Source organism: Streptomyces sp. NPDC002580 (assembly GCF_042889485.1).
Lineage (GTDB): Bacteria > Actinomycetota > Actinomycetes > Streptomycetales > Streptomycetaceae > Streptomyces.
On the sequence record NZ_JBIAQZ010000009.1, the window covers coordinates 444,971 to 471,857 of the forward strand.

The window sequence follows — 26,887 nt, forward strand, 5'->3', positions numbered from 1 at the left end:
GTCCGGCGTGACCCCCGACGCGGGTTTTCGGATCAGTGCTGCTGCGGCTTCTGCGGCGTGGCCTCGCTGGGACGCACGACGACGTGGCCCTCGCCCTCCAGCTTCAGCTGCACGGCCTCCCCGGAGCCCCCGCGGATCATCGAGCCGATCGACTGCGAACGGTGCAGCGAGGTGCGCAGATGCGCCGTCCAGCCGACGACCGCGTCCGTGTCGACGAACACCGGATGCTGCGGCGAGACGGGGATGACCAGCGGGTTGCCCTCGCAGATCAGGCCCAGGCTGCCGTGGCCGGTGAAGACGCTGTTGAACAGGCCGCCGCCGCTGATGCCCGCGCCCTTCACGGTCTTTATCTCGTACGACAGCGTGGCGTCGAAGCACAGGACGTTGCGGCCGTTGACGGTGAACACGTCGCCGGGTTCCACGCCCACGATGAAACAGTTCTGCGCCTCGTGCGCGAACCACGCCTCGCCCTGGCCGCGGACGGTCATCAACGGCAGCCCCTCACCGGTGACCGCCCGCTTGAGCATGCCGCCCACGCCCTGGCCCTTGCGCTCGAACTGGAGATCGCCCCGATAGGCGACCATCGCGCCCTGCCGCGCGAGCATCTCGCCCTGGACGGCGTACTTGATGGACTTGGCGTTCTGGACGGTCATGCCCGGCGCCGCGGCGGGCGTGACGATGTGGTCACTGGAAAAGAGATCGCTCTTCATGCGGGCATCCTGTCGCGGAGGATTCGGCTCCGCCAGAGGCGTGTCGATCTTGGGACAGGTGGTGACGGAGCCGCGACATGCCGAAGGCCGGTCCGGGTCAACCGAACCGGCCCACAAGCGAGTTGTCAGGCGGCGGCGGGCGCCGAGACGTGGCCGTGCAGACGGTTCAGGACCTCGGCGAGCTGCGCCGCGACCTCGGCGTCGTCGGCGGGGTGGGTCTCGGCGAAGCGGACCACGGAGCCGGGGACGGAGAGCTTGACGTCCTCCAGGACGGTGCCGCCGGCGATGCCCACCGCCTTGCGGGCCTCGTCCTGCGCCCAGACTCCGCCGAACTGGCCGTAGGCGGTGCCGACCACGACGACCGGCTTGCCGGTGAAGGCGCCCGCGCCGTACGGACGGGACAGCCAGTCGATGGCGTTCTTGAGGACGGCCGGGATGGTGCCGTTGTACTCGGGCGAGAACAGCAGGAAGGCGTCGGCGGAGCCGGCGGCGGCACGCAGCCGGGCCGCCGCGGCGGGCACGGCGCCCTCGACGTCGATGTCCTCGTTGTAGAAGGGGATCTCGGCCAGGCCCTCGAAGAGTTCGACCTCGGCACCCTCCGGGGCGAGCTTGACGGCCGCCTCGGCGAGCTGGCGGTTGTGGGAACCGGCGCGCAGGCTGCCGACGAGCGCGAGGATGCGTACGGACATGGATATCTCCCGAAACTGGAAACGCCGAAATACTGCCGAAACAAAACGGACCGGGGTCCGCTTAAAGGTGTACCACCGAAGCGGACCGCGGTCCAGTTGGCCTCTCAGCCGTTACGCTGGCTTCATGTCCACTCCCCTCCCGCCGTTCCCGAAGCGACAGGAACCGTCCGGCGAACCCGTCCTCATGGAGCTCACGGCCCCTGGGGGCACCCCGCTGCGCGCCGACGCCGCCCGTAACCGGGCGCGCCTCCTGGAGGCCGCCGCCCGGCTGGTCGAGGAGCAGGGAGTGGCCAAGCTCACGATGGAGGGCGTCGCCACCGCGGCGGCGGTCGGCAAGGGGACCGTGTTCCGGCGCTTCGGCGACCGCACGGGCCTGCTGATGGCCCTGCTCGACCACACCGAGCAGCTCTTCCAGAGCGCGTTCATGAGCGGTCCGGCCCCGCTGGGGCCCGGCGCGTCACCGGTGGAGCGCCTGCACGCCTTCGGAGGCCACGCGCTGCGCCAGGCCTCCGGGCAGCTCGACCTCTACCTCGCCGCCGAGCGTGAGGCCACCCGCCGGTTCACCTCCGCCCCGTACCGGGTCCGCTTCATGCACGTGTGCATGCTGCTGCGCCAGACGGAGTCGGGGCCGGGCACGGACGTCGAACTCGTCGCCCAGACCCTGATGGGATACCTGGAGCCCGCCCTGATCGGCCATCTGACCCGCCAGCGCGGAATGCCGCTGGAGCGGCTGGAGTCCGGCTGGCGCGATCTGGTGGACCGCAGTGTCGGTCCGTGTTCCGGGTAGGTCCCAGGACGGATCCTGGCGCCGCCTCCCCGCGCGGGCGGACAATGGAGCCATGGGGCATCGTCTTGAGGATATGAGCGCGTCCGCCCGGCTGGCCGACCCGGACGAGGGCATCAGCGTCCAGGAGCTGGCTCTGGCCGCCCGGAATCACGGGCTGCCGCTGGAGGCCATGCGGTACGAGGTCACGCCACCCGGTCTGCACTATGTGCTCACCCACTACGACATCCCGTACGCGGACGAGGCGTCCTGGCGGCTCGTCCTCGACGGGCGCGTGCGTCGCCGGCTGTCGCTGGGGGTCGACGAGCTGAAGGCGTACCCCGCGGTCAGGCAGCGGGTGACCATGGAGTGCGCGGGCAACGGGCGGGCCCTGCTGACGCCCCGGCCGGTGAGTCAGCCGTGGCTGGTGGAGGCGGTCGGGACGGCCGAGTGGACCGGCGTGCCGCTACGGGTGCTGCTCGCCGAGGCCGGGGTCGAGGAGGACGCGGTGGACGTGGTGTTCACCGGCGCGGATCACGGCGTCGAGCGCGGGGTCGAACAGGACTACCGGCGTGCCCTGCCATTGGACGTGGCGCGGGGCGAGGAGCCCGAGGTCCTGGTGGCGTACGCGATGAACGGTGCTCCGCTGCCTCCGCAGCACGGACATCCCCTGCGGCTCGTGGTGCCCGGCTGGTACGGGATGGCGCACGTGAAATGGCTGCACGACATCACGGTGTCCGGCACCCCCTTCAACGGGTTCCAGCAGGCGGTGGCGTACCGGCTCCGGCAGGACGCCGACGACGAGGGCGAACCGGTCACCCGGATCGCGCCGCGGGCCCTGCTGATCCCGCCGGGTTTTCCCGACTTCATGTCCCGGACGCGCGCGGTCCGGCCGGGCGCCGTCACCCTGGAGGGGCGGGCCTGGTCGGGGCGTGCCCCGGTGACCGGCGTCGAGGTCAGCACGGACGACGGGCGTTCCTGGTCCCCCGCCGAACTCGACGGGGCGGACGGCCACCGGTGGGCCTGGCGCGGCTGGCGCTGCTCTTGGACGGCGACCCCCGGCCACCATGTCCTGAGCGCGCGGGCCACGGATGCGGAGGGGCGTTCCCAGCCGCTCGACCAGCCGTGGAACCGGGGCGGGTTCGAGAACAACCTCGTCCAGCGGGTCCCCGTCGTCTGCCTGGACCCGGAGGACCACGGGTGACACCGACGACGGCGACGGCGCTCACGGCGGCACACGGTGCCGGAAGCGGAAGGAGCGGGAGCGGGAACGCGTCTCGTCAGAGAACCGCGCGCCCGCTCCCGCCCCTTCGCGCTGTCCGTCAGCTGAACGGGTCCAGCGTGACGAAGGCCTGCTGCGGATTGCCGTCGTTGACGAGGGACTCGTGGTTGCCGACGTCGTCGAACGCGAACGCGTAGGCCTTGCCGTCCGCCATCTGCGCGTGGAGGTGGCGGGCGTACTGGTTGGTCACCGCGTCCGCGTAGAAGTTCGCGGAACCGGTGTCCGGCTGGTTGGGATTGGTCAGGAGCGTGGAGCGGTTGAACCCCGCGCACAGGGTGCGTGAAATGGGGCCCCGCACCAGGTCGTTGGGTGCGTCGAGCCGCTTGTAGCAGCCGAAGACGCTGTCCGAGTCCGGCTTCTGGAAGCTGGTGACGACCGCTCCGGAACTGTTGGTGAAGTTCATGACGCCACCGGAGACCCGGCCGAAGTACTTGGTGTTCGGCTGGTCGCCGAAGGGCGTCACCGTCAGCGTCGACGAACTGTACTTCTGCCAGACGCGGTTGATGTAGTCGTCCAGCACGGTGGCCGGCAGCGCACCGCCCTCGATGCCGTGCCCCGGGGCGAGCGCCCGCAGCACGGTGCCGTCGGAACGGGTCTGGATCAGGTTCGCCCAGCCGCCCGACTGACTCCGCAGGGCGTTGAGGAAGCCGTTGTAGCCACCCGGCTTGAGGTGGCCGGTGCTCTTCGTGGTCCCGTCGGCGAGCTTGACCCCGACGGCGTACGGAGCGGAGAACATGTCGACCTGGGTGCTGTTGATCCACAGGCCGGCGTCGTTGAGCGTGTACTCGGACCAGTTGAAGAGGATGTTGCGGTTCGGGTCGCTCGGATTCTGCACGGCCGGCTGGACGAGGCCGCCGGTCGTCACCCGGAAGTCGAGCTTCTGACCGAACGAGAAGTAGAGCCGGCCGGAGAACTTGGGGAGCCGGATCGTCTTCGACTGGCCGTTGGCCGGTCCCACGATCGAAGCGTCGGGCGCGGGTGTCGGCGGGTTGCCGCCGACGGGCCACGCGTGGAAGGTGCCGTTCGCGTCGGCCCAGCCCTGTTGCCCGGTCGAGAGCTGGGTGCCGAGGTCGTAGATGTACACCGGCTCGTTGCGGCCCGAGTTGTTGGTGAACGTGAGCGGGATGGTCGCCGGGACGGCGGCTTCGGCGCGTGCGGGCACGCCGAAGGTGAGCAGTGACGCGGCGAGCGTGGCCGAGGCCAGCGCCCAAGCCGGCCATCTGGTTGTTACGCGCACTCCCTGCCTCCTTGATGTGGGGGTTCAGCGAGGTGGAATCGCGGACGCGGCTCGTCCGCTTCCATTTGAGAGCGCTCTCAGAATTGCGCCGGGTTACGTACATGTCAACGATTCACACAAAGTTGGTCCGGTCCAACTTTGCTTTGCCCGGGGCGGGTTGGTCTGTCGGCTGTCTCGGCGGCCGTGAACGCCCCACTTCGGTGCGGCGCGTACCGGTCGGCCGTCCTTCCGCACGATTCGATCCGGCGATGAGGTCAACAGGCCTTCGAGCGCCAGGGGTTGACCGGACCTGACCCCCACTGGTTCAGTGGCTCATCCACTCATCCACTCGCTGTAGCCCGGAGGGGACCATGGAGGCACTGCCGCGCGAGACCATCGTGGACGTCCTGGAGGACCGGCTGCGTACGGACATCCTCGACGGGCGTCATCCGGCCGGGAGTTACCTCCCTCCGGAACGACGGCTCGCCGACGGGTACGGGGTCACCCGCACCACGCTCAAGCACGCCTTCGGGCGGCTCGTCCAGGCGGGACTGCTGGAGACCCGGCACGGAGTCGGCACCCGCGTGCGGGACTACGCCCGGCTCGGCGGAGCGGATCTCCTGCCCATGCTCGTGCGGCACGACGCGACCTGGGTGCGCGAGGTCTTCGAGGTGCGGCGCGGGGTGGGCGCGCTGATCGCCGAACGGGCGGCCGCGCGCGGAACCCGCGCGCAGCGTGCCGAGTTGGGCGTGCTGCTCGCGGCCGTGCGACGGGCCGAGGGCGTCGACGCGGTGCAGCTGGCCGACGTCGAGGTGCACCGGGCGCTGGCCCGCGCCACCGGCAACCGCGTCTACGTCCTGCTGACGAACACGCTCTTCAACGCCTACCTGCCCGTCCGCTCGCTGCTGCGGGGCCCCTTCGTCGACCCGGAGGAGGCCCACGGCCGCCTCGCGCCCGTGGTGGAGGCGGTGACCGGGGGGGACGCCCGGCGGGCGCGCGCGGCGGCCGACGACTACCTCCGGATCACCGAACGCGTCATGCTGGACGGCCTCGCGTGAGGGGCACGGTGTTCACCGAGACGATGCTCGGCACGGTCCGCCTCGACGGCGAACCGGGGGAGCGGGGCATCCGGCTCGACCTGCGCGCCGAGGCCGACCGCGTGCTGCTCCCGCACCGGACGACACCGGCCCGGCTGACCGGCCGGGCACGGATCACCGGACGGGCCGACGACCCCCGCGCCGAGGGCGAGTTGGAGATCTCACCGATCGCGAGGCGGCGCATCCGCTACCGCCTCGCGTTCACCGCGGACGGACGCCGTCTCACCCTGGACGGCTGGAAGTCGGTCGACCCGCGCCGGCCGGTCGCGTCGATGACCGTACTGCCGTTCACCCTGTACGAGGGCGACGCGCGGGTCGGCCGGGGCGTCCTGCGCTTCCCGGTGCTCACCGGCCTGCTCCCCTTCCTGCTCGGCTTCCGCTTCCCCCGCCGGGAGGACCCCGCGGAGCACCTGGCCCCGCGCTGGAGCGGCCGCCCGGGCCGCACCGAGGTCTGGTACACCACCCTGACCGACCCGGCGAGCGGCACCGGAGTCTGGCTGCACCACGAACTCACCGCGCCCGCCGACGGATCCGAGCCGTTCGCCCACGGCTGGGCCGCGGTGTTCCCCCGCGAGGGCGAGGTGCGCCACGCCCGCTTCGGCCCCGTCCCCTGGACCCGCCCCGCCGACGGATTCGTGACCGAGGACGTGACCCGCACCGCCGGACGACTGGACGGCAGCGCGGGAGACTTCCGCTGGAACCTCACCGAACACCCTCAGGGCCCACCGCTGTTCACCTTTCCCCGCTGGTCGTGGCGCCGCCCGCTGCTGCCCGCCGCCCAGATGCTCCCGGCCGCCCGAGCGACGTACGACGGCGCGTTCTCGTACGGGGAGACGACCTTGAACCTCCAGCGCGCGCCCGGCGCCCCCGCCAGGATCTACGGGCACGGCAACGCGCACCGATGGACCTGGCTGCACGCGGAACTCGGCGGCGGCGACGTCCTGGAGATCGTCGCCGCCGTGTCCACCCGGCCGGTCCTGCGCCGGCTGCCCCCGCTCGTGTTCCTGCGTCTGCGCCAAAACGGCCGCACCTGGCCGCGGCGACCGGAGCGATCCGCGATCGGCGGGCTGGGACTCGGACGGTTCCGGGCCGGGTTCGGCCTGCCCGCATGGACGGTGACCGGCCGGACGGCGCTGCGCCGCATCCGCGTCGAGGTGAACCAGCCTCCCGAGCGGACCCTCACCCTCGAATACCGCGACCCCGACGGCGCCCGCGCCGTCTGCCGCAACAGCGAGTCCGCCGACGCCCGGGTCGTCCTGGAACGCTGGTGGGGCCGCTGGCGCCCGGAGGCCACCTGGGTGCTGGACGGCACCGCGCACGCCGAGGCCGGTGAACGGTGACCGCCCGGGGACTCGTCGCCGCGCTGCTCGCCGACACGGGCGACGCCCCGTGGCCCGCCCGGGTGCCGGACCGCCTCGACTCCGTGCTCGCCGCGCTGCCCCGGCCCGCCCGCGCCGGAGTGCACGCGGCCGTCGCCGCCCTGGAGACGTACGCCGTCGTGCGCACCGGCAGAAGCCTGGCGGCCCTCGGCCCCGCCGAACGCGAGGACGTCCTGGCCTCGCTGGCGGCACGGCCCCGGCTCGCCCCGCTGCTGGACCTCCTGAAGGTTCCGGTGCTGCTCGCCGCGGGCACCGAACGGATGCCGGCCCCGCCCGTACCCGCGACCGGTCCGGTGGATCCGCCGCTGGACCGCACTCCGGCCGAGGACTGGCCGGCGCGCAGCACCGCCGACGTGGTCGTCGTCGGATCCGGCGCGGGAGGTGCCACGGCCGCGCGGACCTTCGCGCTCGCGGGACTGAGCGTGGTCGTCCTGGAGGAGGGCGAACACCACTCGACGGCCTCCTTCGGGCGCCGGGCACCCCTCGACCGGTTCGCCGAGCTGTACCGGGACGGCGGCGCCACGGTCGCCGTGGGCCGGACGCCGATCCTGCTGCCGGTCGGCCGGGCCGTCGGCGGCACCACCGTCGTCAACTCCGGTACCTGCTATCGGACTCCGGACCACGTCCTGGCACGCTGGAGCGGCACGTTCGGCTTCGGACTCGCCGACGGCTTCGGCCCCCTCCTCGACGAGGTCGAGCGAACCCTCCAGGTGGCCTCCCAGCCCCTCGACGTCCTCGGCAACAACGGACTGCTCACCCTCGCGGGCGCCGAACGACTCGGCTGGCGAGCAGCGCCGCTGCGCCGCAACGCCCCCGGCTGCAAGGGCTCTTGCCAGTGCGTGGTGGGCTGCCCCACCGGCGCCAAACAGAGCGTGCAGCTCTCCGTCCTGCCCGACGCCTGCGCCGCCGGTGCCCGGATCGTCACCGGCGCCCGGGTCCGCCGCGTCCTGCTGGACCGGGACGTACCGGGTCCGCCCCGCGCGTCCGGGGTCCTGGCGAGCCGCCCGGACGGCAGCGAACTGGAGATCCTCAGCCCGCTCGTCGTCGCGGCTGCCGGGACCCTGGGGACCCCGCCGCTGCTGCGCCGCTCGGGCCTCGGCGGACATCCCCGGCTGGGCCGCAACCTCAGCGTGCATCCGGCCACCAGCGTCGCCGGACGCTTCACCGAACCGGTCACCGCCTGGCGGGGGGTGCTGCAGAGCGTCGGGGTCGAGGAACTGCGTGACCGGGGGATCCTGGTCGAGGCGACCGCGAGCCCGCCCGGCATGAGCAGCTTCGTCCTGCCCGGCCTCGGCGCCGAACTGCGGCGCGAGCTGGAGGACGCCGACCATCTGGCGACCCTCGGCGCGATGATCGCCGACCGCCCCTCCGGACGGGTCCTGGGCCGGGACCGTACGCTCGTCCGCTACGACCTCGACCCCCGGGACGGCGACCGTCTGACGACCGCCGTACGCGCCATGGGCCGGCTGCTCTTCGCCGCCGGGGCGAGCGAGGTCCTGACCGGGGTCCCGCGCGCTCCCCGGGCCCGTACGCCCGAGGCGTTCGACGCGCTGCTCAGCACCGTGCGCGCCCGCGACCTGCACCTGTCGGCGTTCCACCCGACCGGCACGGTGGCCGCCGGCGCCGATCCCGAGCGGTCGCCCGCCGACCCCGAGGGCAGACTGCGAGGAGTCCACGGAGTCCTCGTCGCGGACGGTTCGGTCCTGCCCGGCTGCCCGGAGGTCAACCCGCAGCTGAGCATCATGGCGGCGGCCCTGGCCGTCTCGCGGGCATGGCTCGACGGCAGACGCCACAGTCCCTGAACGGGTCGTGCGCCACCCCAATGGGCCCCCGTGGATCGCCGTCGGGGGGCGGGGCACGGAGCATGAGGGAGTCCGTGCGGACGGAAGGCGGAAGGGGACGAACCCTCGTGCCCCGTACGGCAGGAAGAGGCGAGCCCCCATGAGCAGACGCGTTCCCCACGGCCGAGGCGGATCACGGCGCATCGCCGTCGTGCTGTCCGTGATCGCCTGCGGCTCCCTCCTCGTCTCGTGCGGCGACGACAGCGGCGGTGACAGCGGGTCGGGCACCGTCAGCCCGCGCCCGACCCCGCCCGACTCGTCGAACTTCACGGGGTCGCCGCCGTCCGCGATCGCCTCGGCCGCCTCGTCGATCATCGAGTCCGCGAGCGGACGGGCGTCGTCGGCGGCCGCCTCCGTCTCGGCCAGGGCCTCGGAGTTCGCGGCCTCGGTCTCGGCCGACACCGCCCGCGCCGCCGCCACCGCCGAGAAGCAGCTGAAGAACGTCCAGGGAAGCGGCAACGCGACCTCCGACGTCAGCATGACCGGTCTGCCCACGGCGGAGACCGGCGGGCTGCGCGCCGTGGTCGTCACCATCACCAACCGGACGGACAAGACCGCGTCGTACGCCGTCCAGGTCGACTTCAAGAACCCCGACGGGAAGGTCGTGGAGACCGCGTTCGTGGGCAAGGAGAACCTCGAGCCGGGCAAGAAGGCCCAGCCGGTGGTGATCAGCAGGCAGCCCGCGGAACCCCAGCTCACTCCGGTGCTGGCCAAGGCCCAGCGGTACTGACCCGAGGCGGTACCGGGGACGCGGCCCGCGCCGGGTTCCCCGTGAGCCGGTTCCCACGCGGTGGGTTCCGGTGCCCGGCCGGGGCCGTGCGGCCGGCGCCGCGACGAGGCGGCGCGCAGGGATCCTTCCACGTGCCCGTAGCCGACGGCGGGTTGGGCGCCTCGGCCGGCTGCCCGGCGGCCGTGTCCGGACGGCGGCTCGGCGGACACCCGGACGCGGTCGGGGCATGTCGGCCGTCGGTGACTCGGTGACTCGGTGACTCGGTGACTCGGTGACTCGGTGACTCGGTGGTCCGGGGTGGGTGCCGGTCGCCGTGGGAGCGGCGAGTGTGTGCCGGACGGCGTCACGGGCGTCGGCTTCGACGACTCCGGCGGCGCCGTGACACGCCTGGTGGCCCCCGCCGGCCACCGCGCGGCAGACGGTGGCGCGGACGGTCGCGGCCGGTCTCCTCGACGAACACCCCCGGGCCGTGCGTACGGTACCCACACGTCGTCGGTCTTCGATCCGGTACCCGTGGTCCGCGCTTCCTCGTGGCCGCGGCGCGGCCGTCCGCTCGCCGCGGTCCCGCCCGCGAGTCCGGCGCCGTCGGGGGCGACGCCGATGGCCGAGACTGGACGGGGCAGGATCGAGGAGCACTCGGCCAGGCGGGCCGACGACGGAAGGCAGGCGGATGACTCAGCCGATCACCGTGGGCGTGGACGGATCACCCGAGAGCAGGGCGGCGTTGGCCTGGGCGGGCCGGGAAGCCGTCCGCCGGGGTGTGCCCCTGCGAGTGGTGTATGCCTGGCACTGGCCGCCGCCGGACATGGTCGGCGGCGGTGACCGGGAGGACCAGGCCCGCTGGGCCCACGGAATGCTCGAGGACGCGGCCCGTACGGTCACCGACCGGCACGGCGACCTGCCGGTGACGGCCGAGGTGCTCGACGGTGACGCGGTCGAGTCGCTGCTCGCCGTCGCGGCCGGGACCGGGACACTGGTCCTCGGGTCGCGCGGATACGGCGCGTTCGTCGGCTTCCTGCTCGGTTCCGTCGGACAGCGGGTCATCTCCGAGGCGCCCTGCCCGGTCGTGCTGGTGCGTTCGGAGGACCGGCCCGAGCACGAGGCCGGCGGCCGGGAGATCGTGGTGGGCCAGCAGGGCGGTCCGGAGGACGGTGCGGCCGGGCTCCGGTTCGCGTTCGAGACGGCGGCGGCGCGCGGCGCCTCGGTGCGGGTCGCCCGGGCCTGGAGTCTGCCGCCGGCGTTCGCCTACAGCCCCGGCTCCCTTCGACTGCTGGACGAGGCCGGCGGTCTGGAGCCGTACGAGAAGAAGGCGCTGGCGGAAGCGCTCCGGCCGTGGCGGGAACGCTTTCCCGACGTGCCCGTCATCGAGCACATCGAGATGGGCAGCGCGGGACAGGTACTGCTGTCCCTGTCCGGCCAGGCCCAGTTGATGGTGGTCGGCCGCCGGGCCGAGCGTTCCGCGGTGGGGGCGCGGATCGGATCGGTGGCCCACGCGGTGATGCACCACGCGCCGTGCCCGGTGGCGGTCGTTCCGCATTCCTGAGGACAGGTCACGCCCGGGGGCGGGGCACGCGTGAGAACGGGTCGCGCCCGAGGGCCGGCCGGCCTTGGGCGCACGGCCGCCCCGCGGACCCCGCCCTAACGGTCGTCGGCCTGGGACATCCGCAGCGCGAGATCCTGAAGGAGATCCGCCGTGGTGACGTCGGTCCGGCCGGAGTCGTGGAGATCGGCTAGTTCGGAGAAGAGGAACGCGAAGGCGCCCACGAGGGAGATGGCGGCGGGCAGATAGGCGTCCGCGACCGCCTGCCCGGCCTCCGCCGGTCCGGCGTCGCCGGGCACCTCGACGCGGGGGAACACCTCGGTGACGAGCGCGCCGAGGTTGTTCTCGGCCGCCTCGACCCCGTCCTCCTCGTCCTGGGCGATCCTGCGCACCATCGCGTTGGTCTCGGTGAGCACGCCGATGGCGCGCAGGATGATCTCCGTCTGTTCCATGCCGTGAGCCTAAACGGGCGAAGCCCCGCTGTGACCGGGATCTTCGTCTCGGGATGGTAGACAGGCCTCATGAACGACTTCTCCCGCTCCCGCCAGGGTGGCGCGCGATGACCGAGGGCATCGACACCCCCGACCGCCGGGGCCGCACCGGACTCGACCGGGTGGGCCGTGACCTGACCGGCAACCCCCGGGTCAAGATCCGCGACGTACGACTCCTGTCCTGCCACTGGTACGTGGAGCGCACCACCATCTTCGACCTCCGGCTCGCCGACGGCACCTGGAGCACCCAGGAGCGCGAGACCCACGACCGCGGCAACGGAGCGACCCTCCTGCTGTACGACGCCGAGCGTGAAACCGTGCTGCTGACCAGGCAGTTCCGCTACCCCGCCTACGTCAACGGACACCCCGACGGCATGCTCACCGAAACACCGGGCGGACTCCTCGACGAGGACGACGAGCACCCCGAGGACGCCGTGCGGCGCGAGGTCGTCGAGGAGACCGGGCACACCGTCGGCGCGGTGGAGCACGTCTTCGACGTCTACATGAGTCCGGGTTCGGTCACCGAGCGGGTGAGCTTCTACGCCGCGTCCTACGGCTCGTCGACCCGCACCCACGAGGGCGGTGGCCTCGACGAGGAGGGCGAGGACATCGAGATCCTCGAACTGCCGTTCAGCGACGCCCTGGCGAAGATCCGTACCGGGGAGATCGCCGACGCCAAGACCATCATGCTGTTGCAATGGGCCGCCCTGGAGGGCCCGTTCAAGAAGGCTTGACCTGAAGAGCGCTCCAAGGGACAGACTCCCGTTCGGGCCCGCGGACTTCGGGCCCGAACGGGAGGAACACCATGAAGTACCGCACGATCGGCACGGATCCGAGGACCCGTCGTGAGGTGAGCGTGCTCGCGCTCGGCGCGATGCTGTTCGGGTCGCTGACCGACGAGAAGACCTCGTTCGCCGTGCTCGACCGCTACGTCGAGGCCGGGGGCACCTTCATCGACACGTCCGACAACTACGCCTTCTGGACCGACGGCGGCCAGGGCGGCCAGAGCGAGGAACTGCTCGGACGCTGGCGGCGCAGCAGGGGCGTCGGAGACGAGATCGTCCTCGCGACCAAGCTCGGCGCACGGCCGCTTGCCCCCGGCACCGACTACGTCGACAACCCCGAGGGCCTGTCCGCGAAAGCGGTCCGGGAGGCGTCCGAGCGGAGCCGGGAACGCCTCGGCGTGGAGCGGATCGACCTCCTGTACGCGCACATCGAGGACCGCGCCGTCGCCCCGGGCGAGACCGTCGCGGCGTTCGCCGAACTCGTCGCGGACGGCAGTGTCGGACTGCTCGGCGTGAGCAACCACGCCGTCTGGCGCGTGGAACGGGCCCGCGCCCTGGCCGCCGCGGCGGGACTGCCCGGCTACGAGGTCCTCCAGTACCACCACAGCCTGCTGCGCCCCCGCTCCGACATATCGAGCGGCCTCTTCCCCGAGGGCGGTCTCGGCGCCGCGACCGGGGAACTGGTCAGCTACCTGGGGGCCGAGCCCGGCCTGACCCTGGTCGCCTACTCGCCGCTGCTGGGCGGTGGATACGGCCGGCCGGACAAGCCGCTGCCGTCCGACTACGACCACCCGGGGAACGCTGTCCGGCTCGCCGTGCTCCAGGAGGTGGCGAAGGAGACGGGCGCGACCCTCAACCAGGTCGTGCTGGCCTGGCAGATCGGCGCCGAACTGCCGGTGATCCCGCTGGCCGGCGCTTCCTCGGTGGCCCAGCTGGAGGAGAACCTGGCGGCGGTGGACCTGGAACTGACCCCGGAGCAGCGGGCCCGCCTGGACGCGGCCCACTGACGTCCCGTGAACGGGGAACGGCCGGCCGTGCGGCGGACGGCACGGGGCTACAGGTCCTCCCCGGACCGGGGCAGCCGGCGGGTGGTGAGCAACAGGGCGATGTCGTCCGGGCGTTCGCCGGCCCGCCGGGCCTCCGCGGTGAGCAGATCGGCGGCGCGGGACAAGGAGGGGCGGCCCGGCCTGAGATGCTGCGGGGGACCCACCCGTTCCAGGGTCGCGCGCAGGGCCTCGACGCCCTCGTCGATGTCCGTGCCGGGCCGCTCGACGAGCCCGTCGGTGTAGAGGGCCAGGACGGCCTCGGGCTCCAGCAGCAGGTCCGTCACCGGGTACTCGGCCCGCGGATCCACGCCGAGCACCACGCCGCCGGGCAGGTCCAGCACCTCGGTCCGTCCGTCGGGATGGCGGAGCAACGGCTGCGGATGTCCGGCCCGCGCGGCCCGGGCGACACCGGTGAGCGGGTTCACCCGGACGTAGCAGCAACTCGCGAACTGGCCCGGGTCGAGGTCGATGAGGAGCCGGTTGGTGCCGCTCATCACCTCGTCCGGAGTGTGGTCCCCGAGTGCGAACGCCCTTACCGCGCTGCGCAGTTGACCCATGGTCGCCGCGGCCTGGACGCCGTGGCCCTGGACGTCGCCGATGACGAGGGCGAGTCCGTCCCCGGCCTCGACCACGTCGTACCAGTCGCCGCCGACGTCCATGCCGACGGTGCCGGGCAGGTACCGCCCGGCCGTCCGGACCAGGGGATGCGCCGACAGACGGTGCGGCAGCAGCGCCTCCTGGAGCCCGCGGGCGAGCGCCGCCTCGCTGTCGTAACGCCGCGCCCGCTCCAGGGACTGCGCGATCAGGCCGGCCAGCGCGGTGAGGACCGTACGCTCCTCGGTGGTGAAGGCGCGGGTCCGGTCGAAGCCGAGGATGCAGGAGCCGACCGGGCGTCCGGAGGCGATCAGCGGAAGGAAGGCCCGGGCCCCGACCGTGGCGTCCAGGGCGAGGCCCGGGTAGGCGGCGGCGAGCTGCTCCATCGATTCGTAGAAGAGCGGGCGGCCGTTGGTGAGCGCCTCGACCCCGGGCATCTTGGCGTTCAGGTCCACGCCGTCGAAGGGGGCGAGGAAGCCCTGCGGGAAGCCGGTCTCCCAGGCCAGGTAGAGCCTGCGGTCCTGGAGGAGGTAGATGGCGAGGCGGCGGCTGCCGAACGCCGGCAGCAGCTCGCGCATCACCACCTCGGACACCTGCCGCGCGGTGACGGCCTCGCTCAGCGCGATCGCGAGGACGATGGGCCGGTACAGCGGCGCCGTGGCCGGGACGCCGCTGTCGGGCTCCTCGTGGCCCACCTGCAGGGTCCGTGCCGCCTCCGCCTCGAAGGGGGTGTTCCCGGAGGCCTCCGCGGCCGGCCCCAGCGGCATGATCTTGCAGGTCACCCCGTGGGGGCCGGGATAGACGGAGAAGCTCAGCCACGTTCCCGCCGGGCTGCCCGGCACCGTCTCGGCGGCGTTCCCCAGGGGGCTCCGCGCCCGGAAGTGCACCGGGTCGGGCGAGAGCAGCGCGCCCCGCAGATGATCCTCGTAGGCGGGGCCGTCCATCCACGGCACCACGTGCCAGAAGAGCCGCCCCATCAGCTCGGCGCGCGGGCGTCCGAGCAGGGTGGCGGCGCGCGAGTTGGCGTAGGTGATCAGTCCGAGCCGGTCGAGGGAGAACACACCCTCCGGGAGCTGGTCGGCCGCGCCGTCCGCGGCCGGTCCGGGACCCGGGTCGACGAGTGCGCCACTGACCCGGTACGGCGGCACGCCCGCGTCGCCCGAGGTCCACAGTTCGAGGAGCCGCAGGCCGCCACCGCTGGTGCGCACCGGCAGCGGATGGGGCGGCGGCCGCCCCGCGGAGGCCTCGCGCAGGGCGGCCATCAGCAGCCGGGGTTCGTTGTGGGCCACCGCGTCCGCGAGCGCCTCGGGAGTCTCCTCGACGTCCTCGCGGGGGATTCCGAGCAGGGCCCACAGGGCGTCGTCGGTGACCAGCGTGTTGTCGGCCGGATCCCAGGTGAAGCCCCCGACATACCGGGTGGACGGGCCGTCGGTCGGCGGCCGCGTCCCGAGCGGCTCGCCGTCCCACAGGACCGGGGACCCGCCCCTGGTCAGCGCCGCCAGACTTGCACCGAGCCCCGCCGCGACCGCTGTCATCCGGTCGCGGTCCGGCAGGACCTCCGTGGCGTCCGTGGCGGGCGGGCGCAGCACGGTGAGGACGCCGTACGGGGTCGAGTCCCCGACGACCGGCACGTACAGCGAACCGAACTGGAACGGCAGCCCCGCCGCGAGCTGCGGATAGCGGCGCATCGTCTCCGCCGGGTCGGCGAGCAGCACCTCCACCCCGAGCCGGTGCGCGTCCGCGACCGGGAACGGACGGTCCACGTGCATGCGCCACCACGGGCGGAAGAGCGGACCGGGCAGTCCCGCCAGCACCGCGAGACGCAGCAGGCCGGGGGTGCCGGAGCGCAGGTACACCCCTCCCGCGAAGCCCCGGGCCGCGCGGATCGCGTCCGTCACCGCGTCACTGAGCAAGGCGGCCAGACGGTCCGGCGCCCGGCTGTCACGCTCGGCGCTCCCTGTCATCGTTCTGCCCTCGTCCGCCCGCCGCCAGGGGAGTAACACAGCAAGAATGCGCCTCTCAGGTCCCTGACCGCACCTCGACGTCCTGCGCGGCACCAGGACGTGGGGCCATTCTTCCCGGCCGCGCCCGGATGCGCCCGGCGGGCGGACCTCCCTCCACGGACACCGCCCCTCGCGCCGAGGGGCGTGCGCGCATCCGGGACCCGGGGGACACCGGCCGCTCACGCTCGGCCATAGTGATCCCTGAATCGAAAGATGTATCGAGCAATCAGGGTGAGTGTGGACACCGGCGAGAGCAGTACGGACAGCGGCGAGAGCCGTACGGACCGCGGCACCGCGGCGCACGACGGGAGCCCGGCGACCGAGCGGGCCGACCGCTCGCGATGGCGTCGCTGGGCCATGGACACCCGTCCACTGCGCCGCCCCGCCTACCGCCGCCTGTGGACCTCGACCGCGATCACGTCCGTGGGGAGCCAGCTCACCGCCGTCGCCGTGCCCAAGCAGATCTACGACATCACCGGTTCCTCGGCCTGGGTCGGCTACGCGAGTCTCGCCGGACTGCTGCCCCTGGTGGTCTTCGCCCTGTGGGGCGGTGCCGTCGCCGACAGCGTGGACCGCCGCAAGCTCCTCCTGGTCACCAACGCGGGCATAGCGGTGACCTCGCTCCTCTTCTGGGTCCAGGCCGTCGTCGGACTGGAGTCGGTACCCGCGCTGATGGTCCTGCTCGCCCTCCAACAGGCGTTCTTCGGACTCAACTCGCCTGCCCGCAGTGCCTCCGTCGCCCGGCTCGTCCCGGCCGACGAACTGCCCGCCGCCAACGCGCTGGGCTCGACCGTGATGCAGACCGGCGCGGTGGCCGGGCCCATGCTCGCCGGGGCGCTCATCCCCCTCGTCGGGCTGCCCGAGCTGTACCTGATCGACGCCCTCGCGCTGACCGCCACGCTGTGGGCGGTCCTGCGGCTTCCCGCGCTGCCGCCCCTCTCCGGCGCGGCGACCCGGCGCGCGGGCCTGCGCCAGGTGGTCGCGGGATTCCGCTACATCGCCCTGCACAAGGTGCTGTTGCTGTCCTTCCTCGCCGACATCATCGCCATGGTCTTCGGCATGCCGCGCGCCCTGTTCCCGCAACTCGCCGCCGAGACGTACGCCTCGTACGACGAGGGATACGCGCTCGGACTCCTGTTCGCGGCGATCCCCGTCGGCGCGATCCTCGGCGGACTGCTGTCCGGCACGTTCTCCCGTGCCCGCAGGCACGGTCTGATGGTCATTCTGTCCGTCGCGGTCTGGGGCGCGGCCATCACCGGGTTCGGGCTCAGCGGCAGCCTGTGGGCGGCCGTGGCCTTCCTCGCCCTCGCCGGAGTCGCCGACATGGTCTCGATGGTCTTCCGCGGCGCGATCCTGCTGTCCGCCGCCACCGACGAGATGCGCGGACGCCTCCAGGGCGTTTTCACGGTGGTCGTGGTGGGCGGCCCACGCGTCGCCGACGTCCTGCACGGCACGGCCGGAGCGGCGTTCGGGGCACCCGCCGCGGTGGCCGGCGGCGGTTTGCTGGTGATCGTGGCGGTTCTTGCACTTTCCCTGGTCACACCGGCTCTCAGGCGTTATCAAATCTGAACCAGGGAAACGACCTTGGTGGTTCTAGAGTGGCCGCCATGGGGGACACGCGACCTACCTCGGAATTTCACGCGCAGAACTTCGGCGCGGACAGCACCACCCGGCTGGTGGGTGCCCTGGATGCGCAGGACGTCAACGACGGTGTGCAGCGCCTGCGTTCCTGGGCGCACGCGGCACTCGCCGTGCGGCCCGGAGAGCGCGCGCTCGACATCGGCGCGGGCACCGGCTCGCAGACCCGGCGTCTCGCCGCGGCCGTCGGTCCCCGGGGCCGGGTGCTCGGCATCGAGCCCAACCCCGGCCTGCGGACCGTGGCCGAGCAGCGGGCGATCGAGGAGCGCAGCGCCGCCCGCTTCGCCGACGGTGACGCCCTCGTCCTGCCGCTGCCCGACGCCACGGTCGACGTGGTGTGGTGCGAACGCGTGCTCCAGCACCTCGTCGAGCCGGAGAAGGCCGTCTTCGAGATAGCGCGCGTGCTGCGCCCCGGCGGGCGGGTCGCCCTGCTGGACACCGACTGGGCGACCACGATCCTGTACCCCGGTGACCCCGAGACGGTCGCCGCGCTCACCTCAGGCGCGCTGTCCGCGGCCGCGGACCCGTACTCCGGACGCAAGCTCGTGGGGCGGCTGACCGCCGCCGGAATGGTGATCGACGACCGCGGATCGCAGGCACTGCTCCAGGAGCACACCTCGGTCGCGTGGCCGCTGATCCGCATGCTCGGCGATTCGGCCCTGAGCCGTGGACTCATCGGCGAGCCCCAGCGCGACCGCCTGTACGAGGAGCTCACGGACGCGGCGCGGCAGGGCGGCCTGCACCTGTCCGTGACGATGTTCGGAGCGGTGGCGCACCGTCCGGAATGATCCGGACGCACCGTCGTGAATGATCGGGACGGCGCGTCCCGCATGATCCGGAATACAATGGACTGGCCGTCGTCGACGGACTAGTACGCAGGTTTCCCCTGGTATTGGGGGTACGCGAACACCATGAACATCGCGAGCAATGAACTGATCGCAGCAAGTTCGTCGTTGAACGCGGGCGCTGCTTTCATCGGTGGCCTCGTCATCGCCGGTGCGCTCGTCTGGGCCGTCCGGATGGGCATCAGGGTGCGGAACCTGGAATCGCCCCCACCCACCCCCGAGGAGCAGCCGAAGCTGCCCGCGACCGGGGCGGTGCACGAGGAACGGGAGATGCGGGAACCCGACGAGGTCCCGCACGCCGCGGACGAGAGCGAGCGGCTGATGCCGTACAACATGCACTCCGCGGGTACGAAACACGCCGATGACCAGCATCGCAAGCGCTGGCAACCGGGATCGAGCGGTTCCTTCGGCAGCGGCGGTCCCGGCAGGACCTGACCGGATGAGCGAAGGGGCCGGCCGCCCGCGCGGCCGGCCCCTTCGCGCGGTTCCCGAAGAGGCACCCGAGCCTCCGCGGGGCTCCGGGGGACCGGCTACGCCTTTGGGAGATCGGCCGCGGAGTCCTCCGGGGCGAGGTCGGGACGCAGCCGCAGCCATGACGGCTGGCGCAGCGGTCCGGCCCGGGTCCGGGTGCTGTAGCGGACCTCGCCCACCAGTCGGGGCAGCACCCAACGCGCCTCCGCCGCGCGCGGCAGGGTGTCGAAGGGGCAGCGCCCGGTCTCGGCGGCCCGCAGGAGCCGGGCGAGTTCGCCCCACTCGGCCTCGCTCCAGCCGGTGCCCACGCTCCCGACGTAGCGCAGCCCGTCGACGGTCCGCCGCCCCATGAGCACGGTGCCGGGCAGCCCCGACAGGCGTCCCTTCCCGGGGACCCAGCCGCCGACGAGGACGTCCACGGTCCGCAGGTTGCGGATCTTGATCCAGGAGCGCGAGCGCGTGCCGGGCTCGTACGCCGAGTCCAGCCGTTTGCAGACCAGCCCCTCCAGCCCCTCCAGCCCGTTCTCCCGCGTCGCCCGGAGGGCCCGTTCGCCGTGCCCCACCAGCGCCGTCGGCGTCGACCAGAACGGGCCGTCCAGGGACAGGCCCTCCAGAACCTCCCGCCGCCGCGTGTCCTGCCCGGCGGGCGGCAGGCTTTTGGGGGTCGCGAGCATGGGCGCGACCAGCGGCAGGTCCGGCACTCCCGGCAGATTCGACAGGTTCACAGCTGTTACGTCGACGGGGCGCCGCCCCCACACGCTTCACCGCGGCCCGTTTCGCCTGAACGGCTCCGCAGGGCCGGGCCCGGCCCTGCGGGCACTCCGACCTGTGGAGCCCTGCCCCGTGGAGTTCCGGTCGGGGGAGCCGTGGCCGTGGCCGGAGGACCGGGGGCCCTTGCTCCCCGCCTACCCTCGCAGGGCTTGGGAGATCAAGGTCTGCAGACGCAGTCCGCGGTGGGCGTCGAGCTCCCCGGACCGCCCGGACCGGACCGCCGTGGCGAACTCGCGGCGCAGCACGGGCCAGGACTCCTCGTGGTCGAGCGCGCCGCCGTCGAAGACCAGCGTGGGGTGTCGGCCGAACAGCTCGACGCGGTTGATGCCGCGCTCCACGTGGACCGACCCCGAGAGGGAGGCCTGGCTCACGGCGCCACCGTCGTGCTCGCAGGTGAGCTCGACCCAGCGCCTCGGGTCCCCGGTGGCGCGCACCCGGACGATCGGTCCCAGAGCCGCGTCCAGCAGATCGAGTACGTGCGGGCCGAGATCCAGCAGGGCCCCGTGCTCAAGACGCCAGGGAGTCGCGAAGTCCCCGCCGAGGAAGGCACCGCCGAGAAAACAGGACCGCGCTCCGGAGACGTCCAGCGCCCGCGCCTCGGAGAGGAACCGCCGGGTGGCCGGGTGGTAGCGGTTCGTCAGGACGAGCTGGGAGACGACTCCCGAGGCGTCGACGGCGTCCACGAGCCGTCGCGCCGAGGGCAGGTCGAGCCCGAGCGGCTTCTCCAGCAGCAGGGCCTTGCCCGCCTCGGCGGCCCGCGGGGCGAGTTCGGCCTGTACGGAGGGCGGCACCGAGAAGGCGATCGCCTCGCAGGTGTCGAGCAGTTCCTCGAACGTCGCGGCGACGGCGGCGCCGTGCGGTGCCGCCGTTTCCCGGGCGGCCTCCGGCCTGCGGGCCCACACCGCCGTCAGCAGGGTCTCGGGTCCGGCGGCGAGCACGCGGGCGTGCACGGCCCGGGCCCAGGGCCCCGCGCCCACGAGCCCCACCCGGACGGGTGCGTGGGTCCAGCCGGGCGAGGTGGTCGTCACGGGCTTCTCCTCTGCGGTGTGCGGGGCCTGACGTGCCGTCGACCGACCGGCGGGCGGTGCCTCGGGCGAGGCGAACGGCGGCGGCCGGGCGCCGGATCATCGGACGTGTGGACCGACTTCACCATGCCGGCGTGCGCTTCGACCAGGGGGGTGGACCTCGAGGGGCGCGCCCGCGGGCGTGTCCCGCGCACGGGGCGCGGAAGCCCGGCGTACGAACGGGGAAGGCGCGCCTCTGTCCGTCCCGAGATGTCACGCGTCATCATGCGGGACATGGATCGCACACAGGACAAAGCAGGCTTCGCGGGCGGTGCGGGCCTGCCCGCGCTGCCGGAGGACTGGGAACGGTGTCTCGCCGTGGCCGCTCATCCGGACGACATCGAGTACGGCACCGCCTGCGCCGTCGCGCGCTGGACGGCGCAGGGCAAGCAGGTGAGCTATCTCCTGGCGACCAGGGGAGAAGCCGGTATCGACGGACTGCACCCGGACCGGGCCGCGCCGCTGCGCGAGGCCGAGGAACGGGCCGGTGCCCTTCAGGTCGGTGTCGGGACCGTCGAGTTCCTCGACCACCGTGACGGTGTCGTCGAGGGCGGGACCGGGCTCCGCCGCGAGATCGTGCGCGCGATGCGTCGCCACCGGCCCGAGGTCGTGGTGTCCGGCGCGTTCACGGTGCGGATGATCGACGGCATCACCAACCAGGCGGACCACCGGGTCGTCGGACTGGCCACCCTCGACGCGGCCCGCGACGCGGGGAACCGCTGGATCTTCCCCGAACTCGCCGACGAGGGCCTCGAACCCTGGAACGGCATCCGGATGGTGTGCTTCGCCGGACCGGAACAGCCCACGCACGGCGTCGACGTCACCGGTGAACCCCTCGAACGCGGCATCGCCTCGCTGGAGGCGCACGCCGAGTACACCAAGGGGCTGGGCGAGGGCGCCTTCGAGGCGCGCCCCTTCCTCACCTGGGCGGCCGGCATGGGCGGATCCGCGCTGGGTGTCGAATCCGCCGTCCTCTTCGACGTCCACCAGCTCATCCCCGACGGCCCGCCGCCCTGGATGTGAGCACGGCCGATCCCTGTGCCGGGCCCGTCTCCGGTCCGGGCTGCCGGGCGCTGCCCGTGTACGTCGTGACCGGGTTCCTCACACAGATGACGGCGGACCCTGGGTGGGGTCCGCCGTCATCCGTACAGGTGTGCCGGTGTATGCGTTCTGGGGCCGGGGCGCGGGGGCTGTGAGGTCCCCGCACCCTGGTCACCGGCGCGGTCGGCTATCGGTTGGTGAAGCCGTCACGCAGCCTGACCTCGTTGAAGTCGTTCTGGTCGTAGTCGTCGGAGTAGGTGAAGGAGAGCCGTCCGGTCGGCGTGACCGCCACCGCCGGACCGCCCTGGTTGCCGCCCGTGACCACGTTCATCAGGTTCGCGGGGAAGCGGCCGGCGGTCGTGCCGTCGGCGTTGAAGCCGCGCGCCCACACGTCGTCGAAGGTCCACGCGTCGCTGAAGCCGTTCCAGAAGGTCTCCTTCCAGGTGATCACGAAGTCGCCGCTGCTGGTGATCGCGACGTCCGGGTCGTACTGCGGGCCGAGCGGCGGCTCGTTCGAGCCCGGCGCCTCGGTGACGGGACGGTCCGCGACGGCCGCGGTGCCGCTGGTGTCGAAGGCGCGGAAGAGGTTCCGCGAGGTGCCGGTGTCGTCGGACATCCAGGTGGCGGCGATCTGGCCGCCGGCGTTCTCGGCGACCGCGGGCTTGGTCTGCATCCCGGCGGTGACGCTGTTGGCCACCTTGCGCGGGATGCTCACCGCGCCGGCGCTGTTCAGCTCGACGAGGTCGATGTTGGTGGCGGCGTTGCCGTCGGCGTCCTCCTCCCACACCACGGCCGCGCTGCCGTTGCCGTCGACGGCGAGGTCGGGGCGGCGGTTGGAGCCGGTGGTGACGCCCGCGTTGATCACGGAGACGGCGACGTTCTGGTAGTTGGCGGTGCCGTTGGCGGCGTAGCCGCTGACACGGATGTTGGAGTTCGAGCCGTCGTCCTTGGCGTCCTCCCAGGCGATGGCGTAGCCGCCGCTGCCGGTGACGGCGACCGTCGGGCGCAGCTGGTCGCCGTCGGCGTTGCCGTACGGCATGGGCAGAGTCGTGACCGTGCCCTCGGGGGTCACCTTGCGGACGGAGATGTTGCCGACCTTGTTGCCGTCGGTGTCCTCGGTCCACACCACGATCGCGTTGCCGTTGCTGTCGACGCCGACGTCCGGCTTCTGGTTGGACCAGGTGCTGTTGGTGCCGCTGGTGCTCAGCTTCTTCTCGTTCCACAGCGGCACGCCGTTGCGGTACATGCGGATGTAGACGTCGGTGCCGAGTTCGGTGTCGGACGAGTCGTGGCGGTCGCCGTGCTCGTACACCACGGCCAGGTACGGGGTGGTGGTGCCGCCCGCGGCCATCGCGCTGTAGTGCTGGTCGCCGTCGCCGGTGACGTTGACGCGCTGGTAGTGGTCGACGTCGGGGGCCGAGCCGTACTTGGCGGCGTCGATGTCGAGCATGCCCTGGTAGACCTTGTTGAAGTTGTCCAGGTAGGCCTGGTACGTGGTGGCGTCCTTGATCCGCAGGATCGTCTCGTCGTTGCGCTCCAGGGAGCCCTTGGTCCAGTTGTGGCTGCCGGTGAGGACCTCCTTGTGCTGGACTCCCTGGCCGTCGACCCACTCCAGCAGCATGTACTTGGAGTGGACCATGCCGCGGCCGCAGGACACCGTCGGGTAGCGGCACCCACCGGCGCGGCTGCCGTACAGCGGTACGTCGAGGGCGGTCATGTCGTCGACGCCGGAGCTGTTGGTCTGGCCGTTCATCTCGACGGTGCAGCCCGCGTTCTTCGCCCGCTCGATCGCGGCGTACAGGCCGGGCCGGCTGGTGCGCTTGTCCAGCCCGGCCCCGGAGATCCGGATCCGGTCGGTGGTCAGAGACGGCGAGCAGACGACCTTGTCGATCATGGCTCCGGCGATGTCCGAGTCGCCGTACGCGGCCAGGTCGGCGGACGGGTCCCGGGGCGAGAAGAACGTCTGCATCCCGGAGGCCTCCGGCATGTCCTGCGCCGGGGCGTGGGTGTGGGTGCCGGAGACGGTCCTGTACTGGCGCTGCATCAGGTACTCGTCGACGTACGCGTTGCGCAGCGAGCTGTTGCCCTTCACGACGACCAGGTTGTTCAGCTCGCCGCCCTGGCCGTAGGCGAAGTTGGCCGAGCTCTGCGCGACGACGTTCGTGGTGCCGTCGGTCAGCTGGTCGATCACCAGGAACTTCTGGTGGTTGATGGCGGCGTCGTCGGAACTGCCGTTGCCCAGGCAGGAGTTCCCGCAGAGGACGATGTCTCCGCCGTTGTTCTTGCTCACGATGGCGGTGTGCAGCTCCTCGTAGGCGCCGGTGCCCCAGGAGTTGGCCACCTCGCCGACGATGTGGAGCTTGACGTTGCGGTCGTTCTGCGCGTCGAGCAGCGCCTGGACGATGTCCGGGGCACCGGCGCCCGACGGCCGGGTGAGCCCGTAGATCGACAGGTAGAGGTCGGTGCCGCTCGCGGCCTGGTCGACGAGCTCGACGATCCTCGTCGGTATCTGGAACTTCTCGGGGCCGTCCCGGACAGGGTCGTTGAAGACGGTTTCGATGGTGGAGGGGGCCGCTACGGCTGGCGTCGTCGTGGCCGGAACGCTCAGCAGGGAGAGCGCCAGCGCGGCGACAGCCGTCGTCGCCGCAGACCTCAAAGTTATTCGCACACACGTTCCTTTCGGGTGTCGTGCGTCGAATCTTATGATGATCAAGGGGGCTTGGGGAAACGGGACTTCGCGATCCGGTTCAGCTTGTCCCGCGTCAGACGGCCGGCAGGTTTTCGGGCCGGGGAAGGTCGGGGCGAGGAGGTCGGCGGCTCCGGTGCGGACGCCGTGGGACCGGTTCCGGGCGAGCGCCTGGCGAGGGACGGGACGGGGCGGCCGCCGACAGCGCGGACCTCGACGCCGCCGTACGCGTCTGGGGCGTCGCGCCGGAACTCGTCCGTGTCACCGGGGTCCCCGGCTTCACCGTGCTCCAGCAGTCCGTCGGTACGTACGGGGGCGACGGGTTCTCCGCTCCACCTCGGTGTTGTCGGGAGAGGTGGTGCTGCCCGGCCCGTTGCGGACGACGCCTCCGCGATGCGGAAGCCGTCGGTGTCGCCCCCGGAGCGCCACGGTCACCGGCACCGTGCCGGCGCAAGTTTTGACCTGAAGGTGAGGGATGTCCGGAGGGCGGACTCATAGGCTGTGCGCGAGTGATCACCGTCGAACCGGAGGAGCGAACGTGACACCACGCCCGCAAGAGGCCGCACGACGCACAACCGTCCTTCGCCGCGAAGCAGTTGTCGCGGCCGTCCCCGTCGCCCTCGTCGCGTTGCTGACCGCGGCCGGGCCGGCCACGGCGGCCGGGACCGTGGGCTCCGCCGGCGCGGGAGACCCGTACTTCCCCCTCTCGGGCAACGGCGGCTACGACGTCCACCACTACGACCTGACCCTCGGTTACGACCCGCACGGCGGCCACCTCGACGGCAGGGCCGTCATCACCGCGCGCGCCACCCAGCGTCTGACCCGCTTCGACCTCGACCTCCACGGGCTGAAGGTCACCGGCGTCACCGTCGACCACGTCAAGGCGTCCTTCACGCGCGAAGGCCAGGAACTCGTCGTCACCCCGCGGGGCGCGTTGCGCGAGGGCCAGGAGTTCCGCGTCACCGTCACCTACTCCGGCAAGCCCAAGCCGGTCACCGACCCCGACGGCTCCCTCGACGGGTGGATCCCCACGGACGACGGCGCGTTCGTGGCCGGTGAACCCCAGGGCGCCATGACCTGGTTCCCGGCCAACAGCCACCCCACGGACAAGGCGTCGTACGACTTCACGCTGACCGTCCCCAAGGGACACACCGCCGTCGCCAACGGTGTCCTGCTCGGGCAGCGGACGGCCGACGGCCGGACCACCTTCCGCTGGCGGCAGTCCGAGCCGATGGCGGCCTACCTCGCCACGGCGACCGTCGGCACGTTCGAGGTCGAGAAGTACACCACCCGCGACGGCATCGAGGTCTACAACGCGGTCGACCCCCGCGAGGCGACCGCCGCCGCGCCGGTCCTGAAGAAGCTGCCCTCGGTGCTGGCCTGGGAGAGCAAGCTCTTCGGGCCGTACCCGTTCCGGGCGGCCGGAGCCATCGTCGACCGGGCACCACAGGTCGGCTACGCCCTGGAGACCCAGACGCGGCCCGTGTACGACTCCGCACCGGACCTGGACACCCTCGTCCACGAGAGCGCTCACCAGTGGTTCGGGGACTCCGTCACCCTGACCAGGTGGAAGGACATCTGGCTCAACGAGGGCTTCGCCACCTACGCCGAGTGGCTCTACGAGGAGCAGCACGGCGGCGAGAGCGCGCAGAAGACGTTCGACTCGCTGTACGCCACCCCGGGGGACAAGGACCTGTGGGCGTTCCCGCCCGCCGACCCCGGCAGCGGTGAGCACCTCTTCGAGACACCGGTGTACGCCCGCGGCGCCATGACCCTGCACGAACTGCGCCGGGCCGTCGGCGATCCCGTGTTCTTCCGCATCCTGCGTTCCTGGGCCGCCGGCCACCGCGGCGGGCACGGCACGACGGCCCAGTTCGTCGAGCTCTCCGAGCGGGAGTCCGGCAAGGACCTCTCGGGCCTCTTCCGCACGTGGCTCTTCACGAAGGGCAAGCCCGCCTCCTCCTGAGACGGGCCTGCCTCCGGTGCGGCCGCGGCCGGCTCAGACCGGCCGCAGCCACACCGTCGCGAGCGGCGGCAGCGTCAGTTCGATACTGGTCGGGCGGCCGTGCGTGCCGATCGCCTCGGCCTTGACCGGGTCGGGGTTGGTGATGTCGCTGCCGCCGTAGCGGAGGTTGTCGGTGTTGAGGATCTCGTGCCAGGCGGGGATGTCCTCGGGGACGCCGAGGCGGTAGTTGTGCCGCACGG

Annotated in this window: 22 protein-coding genes and 1 pseudogene; 14 read left to right on the top strand and 9 right to left on the bottom strand. The window is 72.4% G+C overall.

The genetic code is table 11. The annotated features are described in order from the left end of the window. Positions 1-32: 32 nt before the first annotated feature. Entirely contained in the window at positions 33-710 is a 678-nt protein-coding gene (locus ACFYW7_RS27960) for an AIM24 family protein (protein ID WP_389507171.1), read from the bottom strand. Between the two features lie 125 nt (positions 711-835). Next, positions 836-1,399 (bottom strand): NAD(P)H-dependent oxidoreductase, encoded by a 564-nt coding sequence (locus tag ACFYW7_RS27965; protein ID WP_389507173.1) that lies wholly within the window; start codon positions 1,397-1,399, stop codon positions 836-838. Between the two features lie 124 nt (positions 1,400-1,523). On the opposite strand from ACFYW7_RS27965, the gene ACFYW7_RS27970 reads away from it, so the two are divergent. Together ACFYW7_RS27970 and ACFYW7_RS27975 are read left to right on the top strand one after the other, a co-directional pair. Beyond that, positions 1,524-2,186 (top strand): TetR/AcrR family transcriptional regulator, encoded by a 663-nt coding sequence (locus tag ACFYW7_RS27970; RefSeq protein WP_389507175.1) that lies wholly within the window; start codon positions 1,524-1,526, stop codon positions 2,184-2,186. Between the two features lie 52 nt (positions 2,187-2,238). Continuing rightward, positions 2,239-3,366, top strand: a complete 1,128-nt coding sequence (locus ACFYW7_RS27975; protein ID WP_389507177.1) for a sulfite oxidase — start codon at positions 2,239-2,241, stop codon at positions 3,364-3,366. A gap of 118 nt (positions 3,367-3,484) precedes the next feature. Here the strand turns inward: ACFYW7_RS27975 and ACFYW7_RS27980 are convergent, their stop codons facing one another. Continuing rightward, positions 3,485-4,681 carry a glycoside hydrolase family 64 protein gene (locus tag ACFYW7_RS27980; protein ID WP_389507179.1) on the bottom strand — a complete coding sequence of 399 codons (1,197 nt, stop codon included), beginning with the start codon at positions 4,679-4,681 and terminating at the stop codon, positions 3,485-3,487. Between the two features lie 350 nt (positions 4,682-5,031). Here ACFYW7_RS27980 and ACFYW7_RS27985 point away from each other — a divergent pair, with 350 nt between their 5' ends. The 5 genes from ACFYW7_RS27985 to ACFYW7_RS28005 all read left to right on the top strand — a co-directional run bounded on the left by ACFYW7_RS27985 (position 5,032) and on the right by ACFYW7_RS28005 (position 11,250). Beyond that, positions 5,032-5,718 carry a FadR/GntR family transcriptional regulator gene (locus ACFYW7_RS27985; protein WP_389507181.1) on the top strand — a complete coding sequence of 229 codons (687 nt, stop codon included), beginning with the start codon at positions 5,032-5,034 and terminating at the stop codon, positions 5,716-5,718. Next, the gene (locus ACFYW7_RS27990) at positions 5,715-7,097 is read left to right on the top strand and encodes a hypothetical protein (protein ID WP_389507183.1); all 1,383 of its coding nucleotides are present in this window, start codon (positions 5,715-5,717) and stop codon (positions 7,095-7,097) included. The genes ACFYW7_RS27985 and ACFYW7_RS27990 overlap by 4 nt, the downstream gene beginning before the upstream one ends. Continuing rightward, positions 7,094-8,938, top strand: coding sequence for a GMC family oxidoreductase N-terminal domain-containing protein (locus tag ACFYW7_RS27995; protein WP_389507185.1), 1,845 nt, complete (start codon positions 7,094-7,096; stop codon positions 8,936-8,938). Before ACFYW7_RS27990 ends, ACFYW7_RS27995 begins: the two co-directional genes overlap by 4 nt. A gap of 139 nt (positions 8,939-9,077) precedes the next feature. Further along, a complete protein-coding gene (locus ACFYW7_RS28000; RefSeq protein ID WP_389507188.1) occupies positions 9,078-9,707 on the top strand; it encodes a hypothetical protein in 630 nt (209 codons plus the stop codon). Between the two features lie 670 nt (positions 9,708-10,377). After that, positions 10,378-11,250, top strand: coding sequence for a universal stress protein (locus tag ACFYW7_RS28005; protein ID WP_389507191.1), 873 nt, complete (start codon positions 10,378-10,380; stop codon positions 11,248-11,250). A 95-nt stretch (positions 11,251-11,345) separates the two neighbouring features. On the opposite strand, the gene ACFYW7_RS28010 is transcribed toward ACFYW7_RS28005, so the two are convergent. Beyond that, positions 11,346-11,699 (bottom strand): hypothetical protein, encoded by a 354-nt coding sequence (locus ACFYW7_RS28010; RefSeq protein ID WP_389507193.1) that lies wholly within the window; start codon positions 11,697-11,699, stop codon positions 11,346-11,348. A gap of 107 nt (positions 11,700-11,806) precedes the next feature. Here ACFYW7_RS28010 and ACFYW7_RS28015 point away from each other — a divergent pair, with 107 nt between their 5' ends. Then, positions 11,807-12,472, top strand: a complete 666-nt coding sequence (locus ACFYW7_RS28015) for an NUDIX domain-containing protein (protein WP_389507195.1) — start codon at positions 11,807-11,809, stop codon at positions 12,470-12,472. Positions 12,473-12,543: 71 nt separating this feature from the next. Beyond that, positions 12,544-13,530 carry an aldo/keto reductase gene (locus ACFYW7_RS28020; protein WP_389507197.1) on the top strand — a complete coding sequence of 329 codons (987 nt, stop codon included), beginning with the start codon at positions 12,544-12,546 and terminating at the stop codon, positions 13,528-13,530. A gap of 47 nt (positions 13,531-13,577) precedes the next feature. Here the strand turns inward: ACFYW7_RS28020 and ACFYW7_RS28025 are convergent, their stop codons facing one another. Beyond that, a complete protein-coding gene (locus ACFYW7_RS28025; protein WP_389507199.1) occupies positions 13,578-16,127 on the bottom strand; it encodes a SpoIIE family protein phosphatase in 2,550 nt (849 codons plus the stop codon). A 252-nt stretch (positions 16,128-16,379) separates the two neighbouring features. Between ACFYW7_RS28025 and ACFYW7_RS28030 the strand changes: the two genes are divergently transcribed. From ACFYW7_RS28030 to ACFYW7_RS28040, 3 genes are all read left to right on the top strand, one after another. Further along, positions 16,380-17,735: an MFS transporter gene (locus ACFYW7_RS28030; RefSeq protein ID WP_389507201.1), complete on the top strand. Its 1,356-nt coding sequence runs from the start codon at positions 16,380-16,382 to the stop codon at positions 17,733-17,735. A gap of 38 nt (positions 17,736-17,773) precedes the next feature. Further along, positions 17,774-18,592: a methyltransferase domain-containing protein gene (locus ACFYW7_RS28035; protein WP_389507204.1), complete on the top strand. Its 819-nt coding sequence runs from the start codon at positions 17,774-17,776 to the stop codon at positions 18,590-18,592. A gap of 123 nt (positions 18,593-18,715) precedes the next feature. Continuing rightward, on the top strand, positions 18,716-19,084 hold the full coding sequence (locus ACFYW7_RS28040) for a DUF6479 family protein (RefSeq protein ID WP_389507207.1): 369 nt from the start codon (positions 18,716-18,718) through the stop codon (positions 19,082-19,084). 95 nt (positions 19,085-19,179) lie between these two features. Here ACFYW7_RS28040 and ACFYW7_RS28045 read toward each other — a convergent pair. Continuing rightward, a pseudogene (locus ACFYW7_RS28045) lies at positions 19,180-19,752 on the bottom strand (ATP-dependent DNA ligase); the annotation flags it as partial. Positions 19,753-20,025: 273 nt separating this feature from the next. Next, a complete protein-coding gene (locus ACFYW7_RS28050; RefSeq protein ID WP_389507209.1) occupies positions 20,026-20,919 on the bottom strand; it encodes a Gfo/Idh/MocA family protein in 894 nt (297 codons plus the stop codon). A 270-nt stretch (positions 20,920-21,189) separates the two neighbouring features. Between ACFYW7_RS28050 and ACFYW7_RS28055 the strand changes: the two genes are divergently transcribed. Further along, positions 21,190-21,978: a PIG-L deacetylase family protein gene (locus ACFYW7_RS28055; protein ID WP_389507211.1), complete on the top strand. Its 789-nt coding sequence runs from the start codon at positions 21,190-21,192 to the stop codon at positions 21,976-21,978. A 205-nt stretch (positions 21,979-22,183) separates the two neighbouring features. Here ACFYW7_RS28055 and ACFYW7_RS28060 read toward each other — a convergent pair whose 3' ends face one another. Next, positions 22,184-24,664, bottom strand: a complete 2,481-nt coding sequence (locus tag ACFYW7_RS28060; RefSeq protein WP_389507213.1) for a phospholipase D-like domain-containing protein — start codon at positions 24,662-24,664, stop codon at positions 22,184-22,186. A gap of 556 nt (positions 24,665-25,220) precedes the next feature. On the opposite strand from ACFYW7_RS28060, the gene ACFYW7_RS28065 reads away from it, so the two are divergent. Then, positions 25,221-26,648 (top strand): M1 family metallopeptidase, encoded by a 1,428-nt coding sequence (locus ACFYW7_RS28065; RefSeq protein WP_389507216.1) that lies wholly within the window; start codon positions 25,221-25,223, stop codon positions 26,646-26,648. A 33-nt stretch (positions 26,649-26,681) separates the two neighbouring features. Here ACFYW7_RS28065 and ACFYW7_RS28070 read toward each other — a convergent pair. Further along, positions 26,682-26,887: alpha amylase C-terminal domain-containing protein (locus tag ACFYW7_RS28070; RefSeq protein WP_389507217.1), on the bottom strand; the 206-nt coding region annotated here is incomplete at its 5' end.